Raw genomic sequence first — 18,783 nt, 5'->3', positions numbered from 1 at the left:
TGTCTATCCCCCCCCCCAATCGCAGTCTGACGGGGCAGCAGGCCACCTGGCAGAGGCGTTCCCGCATTCCCATCCCTGCACACGAGAGAACGCCACAGCCCTGAAAAATCTTCATCTCTTCGCGTCTTTTCGTGAGACTATCCTGGAATACCCCTCAAAACCGCCACACCGGCCCGCCGCACTTTCTGCCGGTCCGCGTCCCTGACCCAGGCTCGAGGGCAGCCTGATCGTCCGCCACCTCCCGCAGGGTGGCGCTGGCATAGTCGGCGATGTGGACGGTCCATGCCTCTGGCGTCTGGCAGGCCACCTCGCCGTGGGGGCCGTGGTGCGACTGGACGATGTGCGTGAGGTGGGAGAAGATGTCGGATGGGAGGCGGGATCTGAACCGCTCCAGGTAGGTGACGCCGAGGCTGACATGCCCGACCAGATCATACTCGGGCCGCGCAACAAAGCACAGGCCTGATCGTTCGAAAGAAAACGCCTTGCCGATGTCGTGGAGGAGCGCGCCGGCGATGATCAGGTCCCGATTGGATCCGACATCGATGGCGTCGCATCCGGCCGCTGCAATCCTCGCCGTTTCAAGGGTGTGCTCGGCAAGCCCGCCCGGGTATTCATGATGCCGCCCTTTTGCTGCAGGTTTCTCGAAAAAACCATCTGCACCCGAGATCGCCTCCAGCACCACATCTTTCAGGGTGGGATTGGCAATCGTTGCGATCAGGTCCAGGACCCCGCGTTTCAGGGTGTCAATGTCGGTATTCATCCTGACATAATCTGCCGGTTCGATCGTTGATTCCGGAACCGGCTGCCCCAGGTACTCGACGCCTTCATTCACGCTGATCTGCAGGGAACTATTAAAGGCGGAGACCTTTCCTGATATGCGAAACACCCTGCCCACTTCGAGGGCCGCGCAAGTTTCAAGCAGCGTTTCGCCGCAGGTTGCTGTTCCCCAGATAGTGCAGGGCGCCGTCCCGGAGCGGTCGGCGACGATGGCGAAAATATAGGGGTTTCCGTCTTTCTTCCGCTTCACTTCTCGTCTCAGGACGAGGAAGAGATCGTCGACCCGGTCCCCGTCGGCGATCTCTGAAAGATAGACCTGTTTATTCCTGGCGTCGGTCATCAGAAGAGATGGGAACCGCGGGCTATAAACGCCCTCCCTTTACAACTCGACCTCGAGGAATGCCTCTTCCTCCTCCCGCAGTTCTCCCTTCACCTTCCCGGCGTCGAAGGCATAGGCCGAAGACGGATCATAGTCCGGATAGAGTTCGCACTTGTCCAGGATGTCCACGAACTCCCGCAGGAAGATTCTCGGGATCACATCGACACGCCCGCCGAAGCGCGAGGTGATCCGGTCGATCATCGACCTGATAAACCGGTGAGAGATCCGGCTCCGGTCCACCGGCGATGCGGCGTCGGCGTAGATGCCAGATACGTTCAGTGCCGCTTCCTCCAGTTTGTCCATGTCGAAGGGCCGCAGAACGATCTGCGCCTGCAGTGGGTTTGCGACGCCGTCGGTACCGACTACCCGCAGGCGGTCGTAGAGCGGAGGGAGCGACCTGATCCCCTTCGAGCCCTCGAAGAAAGCCGGCGTACCGGTGAAGAGGAAGTAACAGTGGGGCATCTCCCCGCGGTCGACGGCGTCGACGATCTGGCGGAGGTTGTTATACCCCTTCTCGCGGAGGTTCGAGGGCAGGGCCTGCACGGTCTCGACCTCGTCGACGGCTACGGCAATCCCGGCGTATCCGGCCGCCCTGACGATCCGCACGATCCCCTGCAGGAAGACAAAGGCCGATATGTCGTCCACCTCCCCCTTCACACCGGCCGCCCGCCTGAAGTCCCGGCCGATATGGGGTTCGCCCGAGAGCCAGCCGAGCGCCGCCTGGGCGAGGGGAAAGTCCCCGGCGTTGTTCGCCGTATAATAGACGCGCAATGCGGCAGCAAGGGCCGGGTTCACCGTCGATATGTCGGCGAGCGCGGCCTCGATCCGCTCCACCGTTCCTGCTTCGAGGGCCTCGTCCTCCTCGGCAGCGCCTTCCACCTCGATGATCCGCTCCTCGATGGAGAAGATCCAGTTGTCCACGATCTCCTTGAGGGCGTGTTCGTGCTCGGCCGTCCGCAGGGAGGAGAGGATGCGGAAGTACAGGGCGCTGAGTTTGTGGAGGGGCGTGTCCCCGGAGATCATTACATGGGCTGTCGCAAACCCCTTACTCCGGGCGATCTCAAGGGCGCGCGCCACCAGAAATGTCTTTCCGCTCCCGTATTCTCCGCGGACGAACTTTACGTCGGCCCCGCCGGAGGCTGTATAGTCAAGCTGCCCACCGATCACCCGCTCTTCCACCGCAAGACCGACAGCGAGCCGTTCAAGCCCGGACGCCGGGACGGTTCCCCTTCTGAGGGCGTTGACGATCCCGATGCTTTCTGCTTTGTTTCCGTCCATCGTTTCACTTTCCGCAGTAGATATAGACCTCGCCGTGCTCTCCCATCCCTCTCTTCTCGATGAGCGTGACGCCGGCGTCGGAGGCTTTTCTGATCAGGCGGTTAATCGCCCCGCTCACGCGGCGCGTGCCGAGCACCTTGCGGAGCTCCTCCTCATTGCTCTCGCGGTGCTGCCGTAAAAAGGCGACGAGTGCCTCTTCTCGCTCGTCCAGTCCAAGATCGGGCGCTGTCTCATCCACAGGCCCGGAAGGCTTCCTGTTTCGGAGAGGGAGGGCCGGCCTCTCGGCGACGGTCGCCTCCTTGCAGCGCCTGATCAGGTCGAAGAATGTTTCCGGGTTCTTCCGCGCCATATCAAGGCCGCGGAGCGAGCATTCCTTGCATCTGGCATACTCCCCGACTGAAAACGCCTCTTCTGCCGCGCGGAGATATATGCGTGCAAAGACCTCGATCCCGCCCGGGCCAAGCGATCTGACGGCGGCGGAGAAGCGGTCGATGAGGGCATCGATCAACCGGCGCATACCCTTCCAGTCGGTGCCGGCGTCGATGACCGCTTCGGCCACCCTCACCAGGTCTGCGTCCCGTTTAATATTGGCGAGGATGTGCATGAGCACCTTCTCGCACTCACGCATCTCCCCCTGCCCGGCGAGGAACCGGGCGTATTCGATGCCGCCGTTGAGGAAGTCGATCCGGTATGCGCGGTACAGCCACTCCGCAGCCTCTGTTGTATGCCCGAACGAGGCATAGAACAGCCCTGTCCTGATGAGGCTGACCACGTTTGCGTCAGACGAGACCGTGGCCAGGTAACACGGGGGGACGGTCGTAGGGTTTAATGTCTTTCTCAAAAATCCCTCATATGCTTCGATAACCATGCCCAGGCTTTCCGGATCGTCCATACGGTGCATCTCCTCTCCGATCAGCCCTTCGTAGCCCTGACGGGCGAGGTCGGTACTTCCGGTGGCGGCGATGAGTTCGCAGGCCACAAGTTGGTAGATCGGGTGGGGGTTCCGGGCGATGAGTTCCTCGCACCCTTCCAGTGCCTCCCTGCAGCGTCCTTCCGACTTTAAGAGGAGGACATGGTCGAAGGCGAGGTCGTCGTCCGGGCAGTCCTTTAAGAAGTGGGGGAAGAGTTTCAATGCGCCCTTCCTGTCGAATGCGGCCACGGCGGCAAGGTACTGGCGCAGAAACGTCGGGTCCTTTCTCTCCCTGAAGGCGTTGATCGATGCTGCTGCGGCTTCCCGGTGGCGGCCGGCCACCATCAGGGCGTCGATATAATCCACGTCGGCCCCTGTGCTCCCGAGAAGTTCTTCATATGCGACAAGCGCCTCTTCTCCTTCTCCCGCCTCGATCAGACAGCGCACCAGCGCTATGGCATCCTCGCGCTTTCCCGAGAGGCGGGCAAGCGCCGAGAGCAGGGGGATGGCTGAGCGGTGATCGCCGGAGCCGGTGAAATAGGCCGAGTAGGCGCGAAGCGCCTCTTCGTTTCCCGGATCGAGCTGGATTGCCTCTGCGTACTCTGCGATTGCGCCGTCCGCACCCCTGGCGGCGAGCACCCCGCCGAGAAAGCTGTGAAGATAGGAAGACTCGGGCATTTTCACCAGGAGATCTCGCACCTGTGCCTCTGCCTCTTCGTATTCGCCGAGCGCAACAAGGTTTTTGGCGACGAGGACGGCAAGAGAGGCGTCCCCTGGCGTCCTGGTGCACACGCCGATCGACTCCTGGTACCGCCCCTCTTCATAGAGGGCAAACGCCTCCTTCCGGGGATCATCTGATGGTTCGTCTGTCATTCGCGCAAGGACACATGTACTCCCCGGCGCAATAAGGATGATGAAAAAAGTTCAGATGGAGAGTACTTCCTGGAGCACTCTGCCCAGTTCATGGACCATATAGGGCTTGCAGATGCTTGCGGCAAACCCATATTTCTCAGGTTTTCTGATGATCGGATCGTTCAGGTAGCCGCTTGACACCACGACTTTTATCCCGGAATCCCGTTCTTTGAGGCGTTCCAGCGTCTCCAGACCACCCATTTTACCCGGAACCGTGAGATCCAGAATCACGCCGTCAAAGTGCGTTCCTGCTTCCAGTGCCTCTTCAAAGCGTCTCACGGCCTCCTCGCCGTCCTGTGCTGTCGTGACGGTATAGCCGAGATATCTGAGGATGTCGCTCGTTGTGTCAAGAATTCCTGCCTCGTCATCCATCAGGAGAATCGATCCCATCCCGGTCGAGGGGACCGCCTCTGGCTTGGCCTTCACATCTATATCTTTTGCCGATGCTGGCAGATAAAGGAAGAAGTTCGTACCCTCCCCGGGTGTGGAGGCGACGTCGAGCCAGCCCCCATGGTTCTTGATGATCGGCAGGGCCACGGCGAGACCGAGACCTGTGCCGTGCTCCTTGGTGGTGAAGTAGGGATCGAAGATCCGCCCCAGGTGCTCGGGCCGGATGCCGGTGCCATGGTCCTGCACGGTGACCCTCACATAGGTGCCTGCCGGCAGAGGAATGGGGTCGTCCCCTGCTACCTCGAAAGGCGCGGCAGCGACGGTCACCACACCCCCTCCGGGCATCGCCTGTTCGGCGTTGACGATCAGGGCCTGGAGCACCTGGAGCACCTGGGCGGCGTCGACGTGCACCGGCATCGCCGCGGCTTCGAGATCGAGTCTGCACCTGCTCTTCGAGCCGCGCAGAGAGTAGGAGACCGCTTCATGGATGAGGTCGGCCATATCGACCGTCTCTTTTTCAGGCGTGGAGCGGTCTGAGAAACTGAAGAGCTGCTTCGTGATCTCCCCGGCGCGTGCCGTGGCCGTTTCGGCCTCGCTCAGACGGCGGTATATGAAATCATCAGGCGCGACTTTCATCTTGGCCAGGTTCAGGTTGCCCATGATCGAGGTTAAGGCGTTGTTGAAGTCGTGGGCGATCCCGCCGGCAAGATCTGAGAGAGAAAGGAGTTTTTCTGTTCGGACAAACTCTTCCTCAGCAATCTTCACCTCGGTGACGTCTCTCCCGATCGCCTGGTACTCGGCGATCGACCCGTCGGATGCGGGGATGGCGCGGACACTCCACTGGTGCCAGCGCTCTTTCTGGCCGTCGCGTCTTACCTTCCCCTCAATCCTGACAATCTGTCCGCTTTGCAATGAACTACTCTCAAGAGAGGCGAGCAGGTCGTCAAAACCGGCAGGCAGAATGTCTCTGAAGGATCCCGGGGATCGAGTGGATGTTTTGAGACCGAACGAGCGGGAGAACGCCGCGTTCCTGAAGGTCAACTGTAGATCTGGCCCGAAGCGGCAGATCCATTCGGTCTGATCCTCGACGACGGCGCGGTAGCGTGCCTCGCTCTCCCTGATTGTCCTCTCCATCCGCCGCCGTATGGTGACGTCCTGTGCGATGTGAACCGCGCCGATGGGCTGGCCTGCGGCGTCCTCCAGGATCCGCGCCCCCCACTGGAGAATCTTCTCGTCGCCGTTTCTTGCACGGATCCTCGTCTCGAAACTCTCGACATGCCCCTCTGTTTTGAGTTCGGCCAGTATCGTCGAGATCATATGCTGGCCGTTCTCATCTTCGGGCACGAGGAGATTCCAGACTCTATCGCCGCCCACCACATCGTCCCTGCCATAACCGCTGATCTCCTCGGCGGCACGGTTCCACACCGTCACGTTCCCGTCCAGATCGGTGACGGTAAGCAGCATGGTGGTGTTCTCGATGACGCTCTCCCTGAAGGTGCTGAGCGCCCTGATCTCCTCTTCCGCACGTTTTCGTTCGGTCACTTCGGCCCTGAGCCTTTCGTTTGACTCGGTCAGTTTCTCTGTGCGCTCGATCACCAGTTCCTCTAGATGACCGCGGTAGCGCGCCAGCTCCTCCTCGATCTCGACTTTCTCGGTGATGTCAACGAAGGAGAGCATGATACAGAGGGGATCGTTCTCCTCGTCGGAGACCATGCTCGCCGCAACGCTTGCATTGAATCTTTTTCCTCCCTTCTTTTTGCCGACGAGCTCTCCCATCCATCCGCCGTCCTGATCGATCTTCTCCAGGATCCTGGCGATCTTCTTCTTTGGCAGCCAGAAGCGATCGAGAGGTTTGCCGATCACTCTTTTGATGTCGTCATATTCCCAGAGCCTCAGGGCCGAATTATTGGCAAAGACGAGGTCGCCTTCAAGATCGGTGATGATGATCGCATTGATGGACGAGGTGATCGCGCTGTCCATCACCCTGAGCGCCTCTTCGATCCGCTTCCTCTCAGAGATGTCGATCGCAGAGCCGATCACCTCGGAGGGGTTCCCGTCCTCGTCCCGAAGAAGTTTCACTTCAGAGTGGAGCCACCGATACTTCCCGTCTTTGTGTCTGATCCGGTATTCCAGTGTCAGACGCCCCTCGTCCGGGAGCGTTGATACTTCCTCTTCCAGGATGCGCTGCCGGTCTGAGGGGTGTATCCGGCCCGTCCAGAACGACGAATCATAGATCACCTCCTGCGGCTCGTAGCCGAGCAGCGTCGTGATGTTGTCGGTGACAAACGTGATCGGGCCCATGCCGCTCTCTCCGTTCGATGGGGCCTCCGAGGCGTAGATCACGACCGGGCTTGAGGAGAGGATGTGCTTGAGATGGGAGCGCTCGGACTCCTGTTCGGTTTCAAGCCGCCGCCGCTGGAGTACGACTGATGAGAGGTGAGCGAAGGTCTCGATCGTCGATATCTTCTCTATCTGGATCTCGTTTTTCTGGACAAGGACCACACACCCGAAGAGCGTCTCACCCCGTGCAATCCCGATCGCCGCATACTGCACCTGGCCCCCTCCGACAAACGTCCGGGCAAGCGACCATGCGGGGCTGCCGAGGGTGCTGGATACTGCTCCTTCACTCAACGGGATCAGCATCCCTCCTTTTAACTCGACCTTTACCTCTTCAGGGAGAGCGAGCCTCATCCCTTTGATGCTCCGTGAAAGAGAGTACAGACGCGGGTGTTCGTCCTCATCGACACCTGAGATCGCCCTCAGGGAGAACGAGTCGTCCACCTCATCATAATCAGCCACAAATACGAGCGTTTCATCCAGGATCTCGCAGAGATGTTCGCTGATAAACCGATAGATCTCCTCTTCAGGCGGGAGCTCGACAAAACTCATCGCCGCACTGGAGAGGAAAGAAAGTTCGCTGACATACCTGATCTCCCGTTCTTCAGCGTTTTTTCTCTCGCTGATCTCGCGCATCACGCCCATCAGGCCGACCTCGGATCCGTTCTCTTCCCTGAGGGCGTTGATCTGTACTTCCATCCAGGCACTCTCTCCATCGGCCCGGATCGCCTCCACCTCCAGCACCTGTGATGCCGCCGACTCATCGGGGCTGATCGGTGTGAGGATCCCCTGTACGGCATCTGAGAAGACGGACGAAGATTGAGGGCTTATAAATTCTGTGATCGGGTGGGCGATCACTCCTGCGGCTGGTCTTCCGATAAGCCGCTCGAAGGAGGGACTGACATAGGTGAAGGTAAGATCAGAACCCAGCGTGAATATGATGTCGGTTGCATTCTCCGCAATCAACCGGTAGCGCTGCTCGCTCTCCCTAAGTTCGAACTCTGTCTCTTTCTTCGCCGTTATGTCGAGCAGAGAGATCACCGACCGCTCGGTCCCCGGGATCAGAGAGACGTTGACCACCACGTCTCTTGACATGCCGTCCCCCGCGATCACCCTGCACTCGTAGGTCGAAGGGACACTGCCCGGATCGGCACGCCTGAGCTCGTGGTATTGTCTGATCCGTGAGCGTTCTTCTTCAGGGACGAGGGCTGTCCATTCGATCCCCTTCTGGATATCTTCGGGCTTCAGGTTGAAAAACCGATGAAACTCCCGGTTTGCCATGACCACCCTGAGGGAGGGTTCTAGCATGAAGGAAACTGTGCCTGTGGTCTCAAACACGGTCAGATAGTATTTTTCCTGGGATTTTGCTGCTTTATTTGCAATATTTCTGCTGAGGTATCCTGATACACCCTCGGCGATCGCTTTAAGGACATCGGTCTGGGCTGTGGGCTCGCCCGCGTCTCTGGTTATATGAAAGACCATTTCTCCTGCGGGTGCCCCACGTCCGAGCAGGAAGACTGCCTTTTCCCCTTCTGTTGCCCCTGCAGAGACAGTGAAGCCCTCCTCTACCTGGATGCTGACTCCCTGGATCCACGGCACACCGCTGCAGATCATCGTCGCCGCACCTGATAGGAGCACTTTTTCTGATGTTTCTTCGTCCTGCAGGAGTTGCAGCAGCGCTTTGAGGCACCTGATCTCGCCCCGGGCAGAACGTGCCTTCCCTACAGAGGGCATGTTCCCGGAGCGCGTGCTGACCCTGTCACCTGTAGGGCGAGCGATCCAAAGGAATCCGTCAGGGTATTCTTCTCGGTCTTTCACAGGGGAGATCTGCACGACGAACAGGAGCGCCTCTCCTCTGGATGCTGGCAGCGAGAGGTGGCATGCACACTCCACCGAAAGAAACTGGCCTGAGCTGATGGCCTGACGGGCCCGGGATATCGCCTCCCTCTCGGCGGGAGAGACGATGGAAAGGATCGCCGTACCCTGCAACTCTTCGGGAACGATGCCGGTCATATGCCGGTATGTCCCGTCGACAGACACGATCATGCCGTTTTTGTCTTCTCTGAATATCAAAGACTCTTCGTTCTGTGTCGGTTGTTGAACGCCTGTTTCTATGCTTCTGCCGCCCGGTGCCTGCCAGGACCATTCAAGCTCTGAGAGGATACCCTCATCATCAAAAAGACCGTATACCCTCCACTCTCCCCGCTCTTCCGGAATTCTGGTTTCCGGGGCTGACGGTGTGAGGGCGGCCAGGCGCTGTCCGAGATCCCCGCCGATGGATGGGGATATGAGGTCGGTAATGGTGCTTGCCCCTGTTCTGATCCCGAACAATCGTTGAAACGGTTCGTCCGCTGAGACGATCGCCAGATTGGGAGTGGTCCTGCATCCGGGAAGGCCATGGGTGGCGGTGAGCGCTTCGTTGAGTTGTCTGGAGATATGGAGCGCAGCTTCAACGTCCTTTGTCCGGGAGAGGTTCCTGAAAAGGTCGATTCTGGAACCCTTCAGAGGGCCGTGCCTGACGATCTCGCTGGAGTAAGCGATCCACCTGATCTTCTCTCCCCGCATCGCCCACTCCAGTCCTCCCGCATCGCGCCCCTTTCGATAGGTGGCCTCTATTTTTGTTATGAAGCCTTCGGGGTTGTGGAAGAGTGGAGCGATTTCAGACTCGATCACTTCGATAGCATCTCTTCCGATGAACGCTTCGGGTGAAAGGCCGTAATCCTCCCGGAACACCTCGTTGACATAGATAACCACGCCCTCCTGATCGATCAGCAGCACACCGTCGCTGGCCGGGTCAATGGCCTGGTGCAGGTGTGCGATCTCCTGATTACGAATGTTCAGTTTTGAACTCTCCAAGGCATATCCGCTCCCACGTCCCGTTTAATTTCATAATCAACAAGACATATATTTGTTATGGAATAATCAAGAATTGCAGCAGAGATACATTTCGTTAAAAAAATATCGCCTGCCATGATATCAGCAAAGGGTATTTTTCCATTCCCTGTGCGGGGGTGGGAGGGTATGACGTCCCTGACGGCAAAAAAAAGGATCAAATGGAGAGAAGTCCTATAATCGCTTTTGCAAAGTTTTCTGATGCAGATGGCCCGTTTGCCGTCACGATCCTGCCGTCAGTCACCACATCATTGTCCACCTGTGTCGCCCCGCCCCGCTTCATCTCCATCGTGGAGCCAGGACTGCAAAATACTGTTGCCTTTCTCCCCGAAAGAACGCCGGCCCGTGCAAGGACGACCGGAGAGAGGCAAATCGCCGCGACAACTTTTCCGGCAGAGGCGAAGGACCGCACGAGAGCGATCAGATCGCTGTTCCCCCAGAGATGGTCCTGAGAACCGATGCCGCCGGCGATGACGATGCCGTCGTAATCGTCTGGAGATATCGCCATAAAGGGCACTGACGCCTCTACCGAGGCCCCGAGCATCCCTTCGCAGGTACCCGCGCGGGTCGATGCGATCACCGTCTCAATGCCGGCATCTGCAAAGAGGCGCAGAGGGATCAGCACCTCTTCATCCCGAAATTTGTCCGGCGCGATTGCACATACGAGCTTCATAGCAGTAGGTGGGTGACCGCGCCGGATAACAGTATCTTCACCGGTGACCCTGAAGGTGGGGGCCGAGTGCGGTGTTCGGTCTGTATTTCTCCGCGATACCGAGTGCGGTCTCCCTCAGGCTCTGGTGGTCGGCAAGACAGGCGGCGGGCGGTGGCTGCTGTCTGAGGATCTGTGAAGTGTTCTCGGTGATCTGGATCAGTTCGGTTGCGATCACGGCGTTGAGCCAGATGAGATCTTTCAGCATCTCTTTTTCATCGTTGTCCATGAAAGATCCCATATCGCAAGAACATAAAGGCGTTTCTCCCGCAGAAAGCAACAGTTATGGCGAAGCCGGATAAAATACCTGGGTATGGGATATCTGGAGGAAATATCTGCAAAGGGGCAGAAAGCAAACCCATTTTTTGTCATGATGGGGATTGAGCCGGTCTCTTTCGGCGATGGGGCGGCCGTTCTTTCGATGCAGGTGAGGCCCGATATGCTGAACGGCGACGGCTGGCTGCAGGGCGGGGTCTATACGGCGCTTGTGGACGAAGCAATGGCCCTCGCCCTCATTACCGTGCTGGGAGACGGGGAGCGTATCGCCACCATCTCTGAGGCGACGTCGTTCCTCTCGGGCGTGCAGAACGGGACGATCTGTGCGTCCGGCCGTGTGATCCGCAAAGGCAGGTCTGTCGCTTTTGCAGAGGGAGAAGTCACCCGCGACGACGGTCGGGTGCTGGCCAGGACAACAGCGTCCTTTGCTGTTCTGCAGCCCGGGAGATAGGAGAGGCCGGTCCCTCCTCAGGTAAATGCCCTGAAAAGAGTGGTTCTGGACAGATGCCGTATCCGATCTGCCAACCCCCTCCCGAACAACTATAATCCACCGGTGAGATATATTTCAGCAGACGATGATCCGCGGGGAATTGTTTTGAAGTATATATTTGTTACTGGCGGCGTAATGAGCGGCCTTGGCAAGGGGATTACGGCGGCTTCTATGGGAAGGATCCTCAAAAACCGTGGTTATCAGGTCACGGCGATCAAGATCGATCCCTATCTCAACATCGATGCCGGCACGATGAATCCCGCACAGCACGGCGAGGTCTTCGTCCTCAACGACGGCGGCGAGGTCGACCTCGATCTCGGCAACTACGAGCGATTTCTCGATATCGAACTCACCCGGTCTCACAACATCACCACGGGGAAGATCTATCGCAGCGTCATAGAAAAAGAGCGGCGGGGCGATTTTCTGGGGAGCACCGTTCAGATCATCCCGCATATCACCGACGAGATCAAAAGTTGCATCACGAGGACTGCGGAGGCGTTCGAGAACAACGGCCATAAGGCCGAGGTCTGCCTCGTAGAGGTTGGCGGGACGGTCGGTGATATTGAGAGCATGCCCTTCCTTGAGGCGGTGCGGCAGATGCGGGGCGAGTTCCCCCAGCACGACACCTCGCTCGTCCATGTGACCCTGGTGCCGGCCGATACGATGGGTGACCTCAAGACGAAACCCACCCAGCACTCGGTGAAGGCCCTGCGCGAACTCGGTCTGCGGCCGGACATGATTGTCTGCAGGAGCGACCGCGTCCTGCCGGTGCATTCGCGCAAGAAGATCTCCGAGTTCTGTGACGTGCCGCTCAATGCGGTGATCAGCGCTGCAGATGCCCCGGACATCTATCAGGTGCCGATGGAGCTTGAGAAGGAAGGGGCGGCGAACGTCATTCTCGATCTGCTCGGGCTTGAAAAGCGCGGTGTGGACACCGAGTGGTACCGGACGGTGACGGCAGAGTACACGAGCCGGGTGACGATCGGGCTGATCACGAAGTACGGGGTCGAAGATGTCTATCTCTCCATAAAAGAGGCGCTGAAGCACGCGGGCCGCGCCCTCTCCACCGAGGTGCAGATCCGATGGCTGGACGCGGAGACCTATAATGCCGAAGATCTCAGCGAGGTCGACGGCGTCCTGATCCCGGGCGGCTTCGGGATGAGGGGTATTCCCGGCAAGATCCGGGCGATCCAGTACGCCCGGGAGCACCAGATCCCCTTCCTCGGGATCTGCCTCGGGTTCCAGATGGCGGTAGTCGAGTACGCCCGTGATGTTCTCAGTTACCAGGATGCAATATCTGAGGAGTTCGGGCCGGGAACGCATGTGATTGCCATCCTGCCCGAACAGGAAGAAGTGATCAACCTCGGCGGCACGATGCGCCTTGGCGGCTATCCGATCGAGGTGGCCCCGGAGACGATGGCTCTGGATCTGTACGGCAGCGGCGAGATCACAGAGCGGCACCGCCACCGGTATGAGGTGAATCCGGATTATATCGGTGCGCTCGAAACTGCAGGTCTCGTATTCTCCGGGAAGAACGGCAACAGGATGGAGATTCTGGAACTGCCCGGACATCCGTTCTTCTTTGCGACCCAGTTCCATCCTGAGTTCAGGTCACGGCCGACGCGGCCGTCTCCGCCCTATCTCGGCTTTGTAAATGCATGCAGGGAGAACAAGAACCGGCGGAACCAGAGGTGATCAGTATGGTAAAAGTTGAAGCGTTCATCGAGAGTGCAATCGAGGAGATCCGGCGCGAGGCAGGCGACGAGAAGGTCGTTGTCGCCCTTTCGGGCGGTGTCGACTCGTCGGTCTGCGCCATGCTTGCGGCCCGTGCGATCGGGAAGAATCTCATTCCCATCTACGTCGACACCGGGCTGATGCGGAAAGGGGAGAGTGAGCGGATCTGCGAACTCTTCTGTGACATCGGGGTAAAGCGGGTCAACGCAGCCGAAGAATTTTTTGCGGCGCTGAAGGGCATCGTCGACCCGGAGGAGAAACGGAAAGCGATTGGAGAGCGTTTCGTCAGGATATTCGAACGGGAGGCGAAGGCGACCGGGGCGAAGTTCCTTCTGCAGGGGACGATCTATCCTGACCGGATAGAGAGCGAGGGCGGGATCAAGAGCCACCACAATGTCGGCGGGATGCCCATCGACATGATGTTCCAGAAGGTAATCGAACCGCTCCGCGACCTGTACAAAGATGAGGTGCGCGAGGTCGCCGGGGGCGTCGGGCTGCCGCTGGAGATCCAGCACCGGATGCCCTTCCCGGGTCCGGGGCTTGCGGTCAGGGTGCTTGGCGAGGTGACGCCCGAGGCGATCGCCGTCGTGCGCGAGGCGAATGCGATCGTCGAGGAGGAGCTTGTCGAGGCCTACCGTCCCTGGCAGTGCTTTGCCGCTCTTCTCGGGCGGGGCACCGGCGTCAAGGGCGACATCCGCTGTTTCGGCTGGGTCGTTGCCGTCAGGGCGGTGAACTCCAGGGACGGCATGACCGCTGATCCCCTTGAACTGCCGTTTACGGTCCTTGGCGAGATCGCCGGACGGATCACCTCCGAGATCGCCGAGGTCTCGCGGGTCGTCTATGACGTTACGCCCAAACCCCCCGCAACGATTGAATATGAGTAAATGATTGTATCCCGAGATGATGACAGGATGGAATTAACACAGGACTATCGCGCACTGGACGCCCGCTATTATATGCCCGCGTTCAGCCGCACCATGAAGATCGTGCGCGGGAAGGGCGCACGCGTCTGGGACGCTGAAGGCAGGGAATATATCGACTGTGTGGCCGGTATTGCCGTCTGTAGCACCGGCCACTGCCACCCGGCCGTGGTGAAGGCAATCTGCGACCAGGCGCACGACCTGATCCACTGCTCGAACCTCTACTATGTTCCTCACCAGGCCGAGTTTGCCGAGAAGATCGTCGAGATATCGGGCCTTGACGGAGGGAAGACGTTCTTCTCGAACTCCGGCGCCGAGGCGAACGAGGGGGCGATCAAACTCGCTCGCCTCGCAACCGGAAAGAAAAAATTCGTCTCGTTTACCCATGGTTTCCACGGGCGGACGCTCGGGTCCCTTGCTGTCACCCACAAGCCCGCGATACGCGAGCCCTTTGAGCCCCTTGAGCCGAAGTGCACGTTCATCGATTATGGTGATGTCGAGGCGCTGAAGCGGGCGGTGGACGAAGACACCGCCGGCGTCTTCGTGGAGGCGATCCAGGGCGAGGCCGGGGTTTTACCCGCACCCCGCGGTTTCTTCGAGGAAATCAGGGAGATCTGCGAGAAAAAGGGCGCCCTGATGATCGCTGACGAGGTCCAGACAGGGATGGGCAGGACCGGACGGTGGTTCGCCTACCAGCACACCGGCGTTGCCCCTGATATTATCACGATGGCGAAGGGAATAGCATCAGGTTTCCCCATGGGTGCGCTCGTCGCCCGCGAGGGGCTTGAGTTTAAGAAGAGCGAGCACGGCAGCACCTTTGCCGGCGGTCCCCTCGCCTGTGCTGCGGGCCGGGCGACCGTCAGGGTGATCGAGGAGATCCTGCCGTCTATACCCACGAAGGCAGAGCGGTTTGCAGCCGGGCTCGCCGCCCACAACCCGCGGGTGTTTGGTCTGATGATCGGCGTCACCGTCGGCGAACGGTGCGCGGAAGCGGCGGCGTACTGCGCCGAGCACGGCGTGCTGGTGAACTGCGCCGCGGACGGCAACCTCCGTCTGGTGCCGCCCCTCGTGATCACCGATGAGGAGATCGACACCGCCGTCGGGGTCATCAATGAAGCGCTTCGTTAGGCAGAATTACATCGGCGAGGGCGGATACGTCTTCGCACAGAGCCCTGAGGAGATTGCCCGGCAAAGCGGGCTCTCCCGCGTTGCCCGCCTTGCGAGCAACGAGAACCCTCTCCCACCCCCGGCGTCAGTCGTCGAGGCCGGTCTTTCGGCGCTCCGGGAGGGAAACCGCTACCCCGAGGCGCGGCCGGCCGCCCTGATCGATGCCCTGCGGCGCCACCACGGGGATTATTCCTTCATCATCGGGAACGGGATGGACGGGGTGATCGAGACCGTCGTCAGGACGGTCGTCAGTCCTGGGGACCGCGTCGTTGTCTCCACGCCGACGTTCTCGTTCTACGGCCTTGCCGCGGAGGCGCAGGGCGGCGTTGTCGTGCCGGTGCCCCGGGCGGCGGACTTCTCCGTCGATGCCGGTGCCTTCGTGGATGCCTGCCGGGGGGCGAAGATCGCCTTTCTCTGCTCGCCGAACAACCCGACCGGCAACGCCCTCTCTGTAGAGGCAGTCAGGGAGATCCTGGACGGGTTCGACTGCCTGCTCTTCCTGGACAACGCCTATGTCGAGTTCTCGGGGCTCGACTACCGCCCCCTGATGGACGAGTACGACACCCTGATCGAGGGGCGCACGATGTCGAAGGCCTACTCCCTGGCCGGCCTCAGGTTCGGCTACGCCTTTGTTCCTGCCGGTCTCCTCTCGTACCTGAACCGGGCGGCGACGCCTTTTTCCGTGAACACGGTCGCACTTGCGGCGGCCGGGGCGGCGCTGGCCGACCAGGGTCATATCGATCAGACCGTTGCCCATGTGCGGAGATGGCGGGAGCGCTTCCTTGCCGAAATCGATCGTCCGGTCTCCCCTTCGGACGCTAACTTCGTCCTCGTCGACGTGGCGCCGATGACCGGGGACGAGGCGACCGCTCGGCTCGCTAAAAAAGGTGTGATCGTCCGGTCGTGCAGAAGTTTTTCCGGGCTGGCCGACCACTATATCAGGGTGAGTGTCGGTTCCGAACAGGAAAACGAACTTTTCCTCGAAGAGATCAACAGACTATGATGACGGTGGTGACCGGGACGCCGGGGACGGGAAAGAGCGCGGTGGCTGAGGAACTTGAGCGACGGGGCTGGATGGTGGTCCGCGCAGCTGAGACCGTCGGCCCTTTCGTCCTGGGTGACGATCCCGATCGGGATACCAGCGTCGTCGACGAGGAGGCGTGGGTGCGCTCCTTTGCACCGGTGGATGGCATCGTCGAGGGTCACCTTGCCCATCTCCTCCCTTCGGACCGCGCCGTGGTGCTGCGCTGCAGGCCTGACGTCCTGGAAGGCCGCCTGCAGGCCCGGGGGTATGCCCGGGCAAAGGTCCGTGAGAACGCCGAGGCCGAGGCCCTCGACGTCATCCTTGTCGAGACGCTGGAGGTCCACCCGCAGGAAACGGTGCTGGAGATCGATACGACCAACCTGAGCCTTGCGGAGACTGCGGACCTGATCGAGGGCTTCATCAGGGGGACGGTCCCGCCGTCCTCGGGCTCCCTCGACTGGTCGGCATACCTGATGGAGGGGCTGTGACCCTCGACCGCTTCCGCCCATATGTGGGCGGTCTGCTTGACCCGGCGATCCGCATCTCGGTCAGGCTTGGGATTACCCCGAACGTCTACTCGATCGGGGCGCTGGTCGCCGCTTTCGCCGCCGGGGTCGCCTTCTACGAGGGGCAGATCGGGCTTGCCGTGCTTTTCGTGGCGATAAATGCTGTGTTCGACGCTATCGACGGTGCTCTGGCGCGGGAGCTGAAGGTCGCAAGCCTGCGCGGTGATTTCATCGATCATGTCTCTGACCGCTATGCCGATATCGTCATCATCACCGGGATCTTTGCCGGCGGCGCCGCCTCCTGGGAGATCGGGGTCTTCGCCCTCACCGGTGTTCTGATGTCCTCGTACATGGGAACGCAGGCACAGGCCCTCGGCGTGGGCCGCTACTATGGCGGAGTGCTCGGACGGGCCGACCGTCTGGTCCTCATCCTCCTTGCAGGCCTCCTCGACCTGATCGTGGCGGCGCCGATCTTCGGCCTCCCGTACCTTGGCTGGATCCTGGTCTTCTTCGGGGTGTTCGGGCACTATACCGCCCTCCAGAGGATCGCGTATATCTGGCGGCGGATCTGATCCCTGAATCATTTTTCCGGCCTGCTGCATCTTCGCGCGGGTGGTCAGGGATCTGGATCGATCCAGACCTGCCCCTTCCTCACCTCTGCCACCGGTCAGGTCGCCTCCATGCTCCTGGTTGAAGAAGATGGGGGAGGAAGAATTGGGGGGATCAACATCCCCGCTCAGAACCAGTCTCCAAGCGTCCTCTGCCCGGCCTTCGCCCCGATCTTCTGGAGGCCGGCGTCAATTCGCCCCTCTGAAAAGGTGTACTCGCCGCAGAGCATGGCGACGATCCCGTCGCGGTCTGGCTCCCGCCACTCGAGGCGGTAGTCGCCGGTCACCGGCGGGTTTAAGAAAAACTCCTGTACCGGCCCGGGATCGAAATCGGGCGCCTTCTCTTGAACTGTCTCCTGGAACTTCCCGCCCCTGACGATCTTCAAGGCCGTCTTCGCCCCGACTCCCCTGATCCCGGGATTGAAGTCGGTCCCGATCAGGATGCCGATCTCGACAAGTTCCTCCCGAGAGAGCCCGAGGCCGGCGAGCACCGCGGCAAGGTCGATCCGCTCGGGCCGCACCGTCACCGACCGCCCCCGCACCTTCCGCTTCCCCGATACTGTAAGGTTCCTGACCAGGCGGGGCGCCCCGAAGAGCAGGGCATCGTAGTCCTGCGAGGCAGCGGCACCGACATCGCCCTGCCGCGCCATGAACGCCGCCTGCGCCTCACCCTCGCTCGGCGCCACCATCCAGGGGATCCCCATCAGGTCGAGCAGGCGCTTCGACGAGGCGATCATCGCATCGTCGATCCTGGTCGAGGCGCGCGCCTGTTTATACGCCTCCTCAATGTCGCCCCGTTCGACCGCCTCCTTCCACCGCTCCCCGGCGGCCTCTCTCACCCCCCGGCGCCTGGCGACCGTCTCTGTCTTCAGGTCCGGTGGAGCGCCGTCGAAGATATACGCCGGACGGATCCCCTTTTCGAGAAAGTTCAGGTTCCGGAAAAAGATCCCTGAGAGGTGCGAGGTGACTCGCCCATCCTTGTCCATCAGCGGCGTACCGTCGGGCTGCCTGATGATCGTGAGGAACTGGTACAGGGCGTTGAAGGCGTCCACCGCAATGGTGCCGCGCAGCTCTTCAAGCTCAACCTCCTCCCGGTATTCGCCGAGGATCTCCCTGAGTGCGACACCCATAGACGATCAAAAAGAGGTTTACCGGTACATCCTGCGGGTGATATCGTTCACCGTCGCATCGATGTGCTGGACCGTATTGTCATATTTCTGTTCCATTGTCCTGGAAATTTCCTCCAGGTTCACCCGCATGGTGCGCTCCCGTGCAATGACGCTGGCGTCGAGCTGCTGGATCTTGTAATTGAGCGAGAGAAACAGCCCGCCAAGGGAGAGCATCATCAGGGTTGTCGCCACCGCCATGGTAAGATCCTGCCATACCCGCCAGACCAGGGTGAGGGTAGAGACGACAAGAATAATGGTGAGAACTACGTCCACGAGGACTTCACGGATCTCCATGCTTTTAGATG

General features: G+C 60.2%; 15 protein-coding genes. 7 read left to right on the top strand and 8 right to left on the bottom strand.

Annotated features, from left to right (window positions below; all coding sequences use genetic code 11):
* Positions 1-154 precede the first annotated feature (154 nt).
* The 6 genes from METLI_RS09370 to METLI_RS09345 form a co-directional block, all read right to left on the bottom strand.
* Entirely contained in the window at positions 155-1,117 is a 963-nt protein-coding gene (locus tag METLI_RS09370; protein WP_004039794.1) for an HD domain-containing protein, read from the bottom strand.
* Between the two features lie 39 nt (positions 1,118-1,156).
* The gene (gene brxD, locus METLI_RS09365; protein WP_004039792.1) at positions 1,157-2,434 is read right to left on the bottom strand and encodes a BREX system ATP-binding protein BrxD; all 1,278 of its coding nucleotides are present in this window, start codon (positions 2,432-2,434) and stop codon (positions 1,157-1,159) included.
* Positions 2,435-2,438: 4 nt separating this feature from the next.
* Entirely contained in the window at positions 2,439-4,217 is a 1,779-nt protein-coding gene (locus METLI_RS09360) for a tetratricopeptide repeat protein (protein ID WP_004039791.1), read from the bottom strand.
* 51 nt (positions 4,218-4,268) lie between these two features.
* Positions 4,269-9,839, bottom strand: coding sequence for a PAS domain S-box protein (locus METLI_RS12500; protein ID WP_004039790.1), 5,571 nt, complete (start codon positions 9,837-9,839; stop codon positions 4,269-4,271).
* 193 nt (positions 9,840-10,032) lie between these two features.
* Positions 10,033-10,548, bottom strand: a complete 516-nt coding sequence (locus METLI_RS09350) for a DJ-1/PfpI/YhbO family deglycase/protease (RefSeq protein ID WP_004039789.1) — start codon at positions 10,546-10,548, stop codon at positions 10,033-10,035.
* 37 nt (positions 10,549-10,585) lie between these two features.
* Positions 10,586-10,813: a hypothetical protein gene (locus METLI_RS09345; protein WP_004039788.1), complete on the bottom strand. Its 228-nt coding sequence runs from the start codon at positions 10,811-10,813 to the stop codon at positions 10,586-10,588.
* 141 nt (positions 10,814-10,954) lie between these two features.
* On the opposite strand from METLI_RS09345, the gene METLI_RS09340 reads away from it, so the two are divergent.
* The 7 genes from METLI_RS09340 to METLI_RS09310 all read left to right on the top strand — a co-directional run bounded on the left by METLI_RS09340 (position 10,955) and on the right by METLI_RS09310 (position 17,273).
* The gene (locus METLI_RS09340) at positions 10,955-11,311 is read left to right on the top strand and encodes a PaaI family thioesterase (RefSeq protein WP_342632894.1); all 357 of its coding nucleotides are present in this window, start codon (positions 10,955-10,957) and stop codon (positions 11,309-11,311) included.
* A gap of 144 nt (positions 11,312-11,455) precedes the next feature.
* A complete protein-coding gene (locus METLI_RS09335; RefSeq protein ID WP_004039786.1) occupies positions 11,456-13,045 on the top strand; it encodes a CTP synthase in 1,590 nt (529 codons plus the stop codon).
* Positions 13,046-13,050: 5 nt separating this feature from the next.
* On the top strand, positions 13,051-13,968 hold the full coding sequence (gene guaA / locus METLI_RS09330; protein ID WP_004039784.1) for a glutamine-hydrolyzing GMP synthase: 918 nt from the start codon (positions 13,051-13,053) through the stop codon (positions 13,966-13,968).
* Positions 13,969-13,995: 27 nt separating this feature from the next.
* Positions 13,996-15,132 (top strand): aspartate aminotransferase family protein, encoded by a 1,137-nt coding sequence (locus METLI_RS09325; RefSeq protein ID WP_004039782.1) that lies wholly within the window; start codon positions 13,996-13,998, stop codon positions 15,130-15,132.
* Positions 15,116-16,174, top strand: a complete 1,059-nt coding sequence (hisC, locus tag METLI_RS09320; protein ID WP_004039780.1) for a histidinol-phosphate transaminase — start codon at positions 15,116-15,118, stop codon at positions 16,172-16,174. Before METLI_RS09325 ends, hisC begins: the two co-directional genes overlap by 17 nt.
* Positions 16,171-16,683, top strand: coding sequence for an adenylate kinase family protein (locus METLI_RS09315; protein WP_048103766.1), 513 nt, complete (start codon positions 16,171-16,173; stop codon positions 16,681-16,683). Before hisC ends, METLI_RS09315 begins: the two co-directional genes overlap by 4 nt.
* Positions 16,680-17,273 carry a CDP-alcohol phosphatidyltransferase family protein gene (locus METLI_RS09310; protein ID WP_004039776.1) on the top strand — a complete coding sequence of 198 codons (594 nt, stop codon included), beginning with the start codon at positions 16,680-16,682 and terminating at the stop codon, positions 17,271-17,273. The genes METLI_RS09315 and METLI_RS09310 overlap by 4 nt, the downstream gene beginning before the upstream one ends.
* Before the next feature lie 164 nt (positions 17,274-17,437).
* Here the strand turns inward: METLI_RS09310 and fen are convergent, their stop codons facing one another.
* Together fen and METLI_RS09300 are read right to left on the bottom strand one after the other, a co-directional pair.
* On the bottom strand, positions 17,438-18,439 hold the full coding sequence (fen, locus tag METLI_RS09305; protein WP_004039774.1) for a flap endonuclease-1: 1,002 nt from the start codon (positions 18,437-18,439) through the stop codon (positions 17,438-17,440).
* A gap of 18 nt (positions 18,440-18,457) precedes the next feature.
* On the bottom strand, positions 18,458-18,772 hold the full coding sequence (locus METLI_RS09300; RefSeq protein ID WP_004039772.1) for a hypothetical protein: 315 nt from the start codon (positions 18,770-18,772) through the stop codon (positions 18,458-18,460).
* Positions 18,773-18,783 lie beyond the last annotated feature (11 nt).

The organism is Methanofollis liminatans DSM 4140 (assembly GCF_000275865.1).
Taxonomy (GTDB): Archaea; Halobacteriota; Methanomicrobia; order Methanomicrobiales; family Methanofollaceae; genus Methanofollis; species Methanofollis liminatans.
The sequence above is the reverse complement of the archived record's forward strand: the minus strand, read 5'-3'. Positions and strand labels throughout refer to the sequence as shown.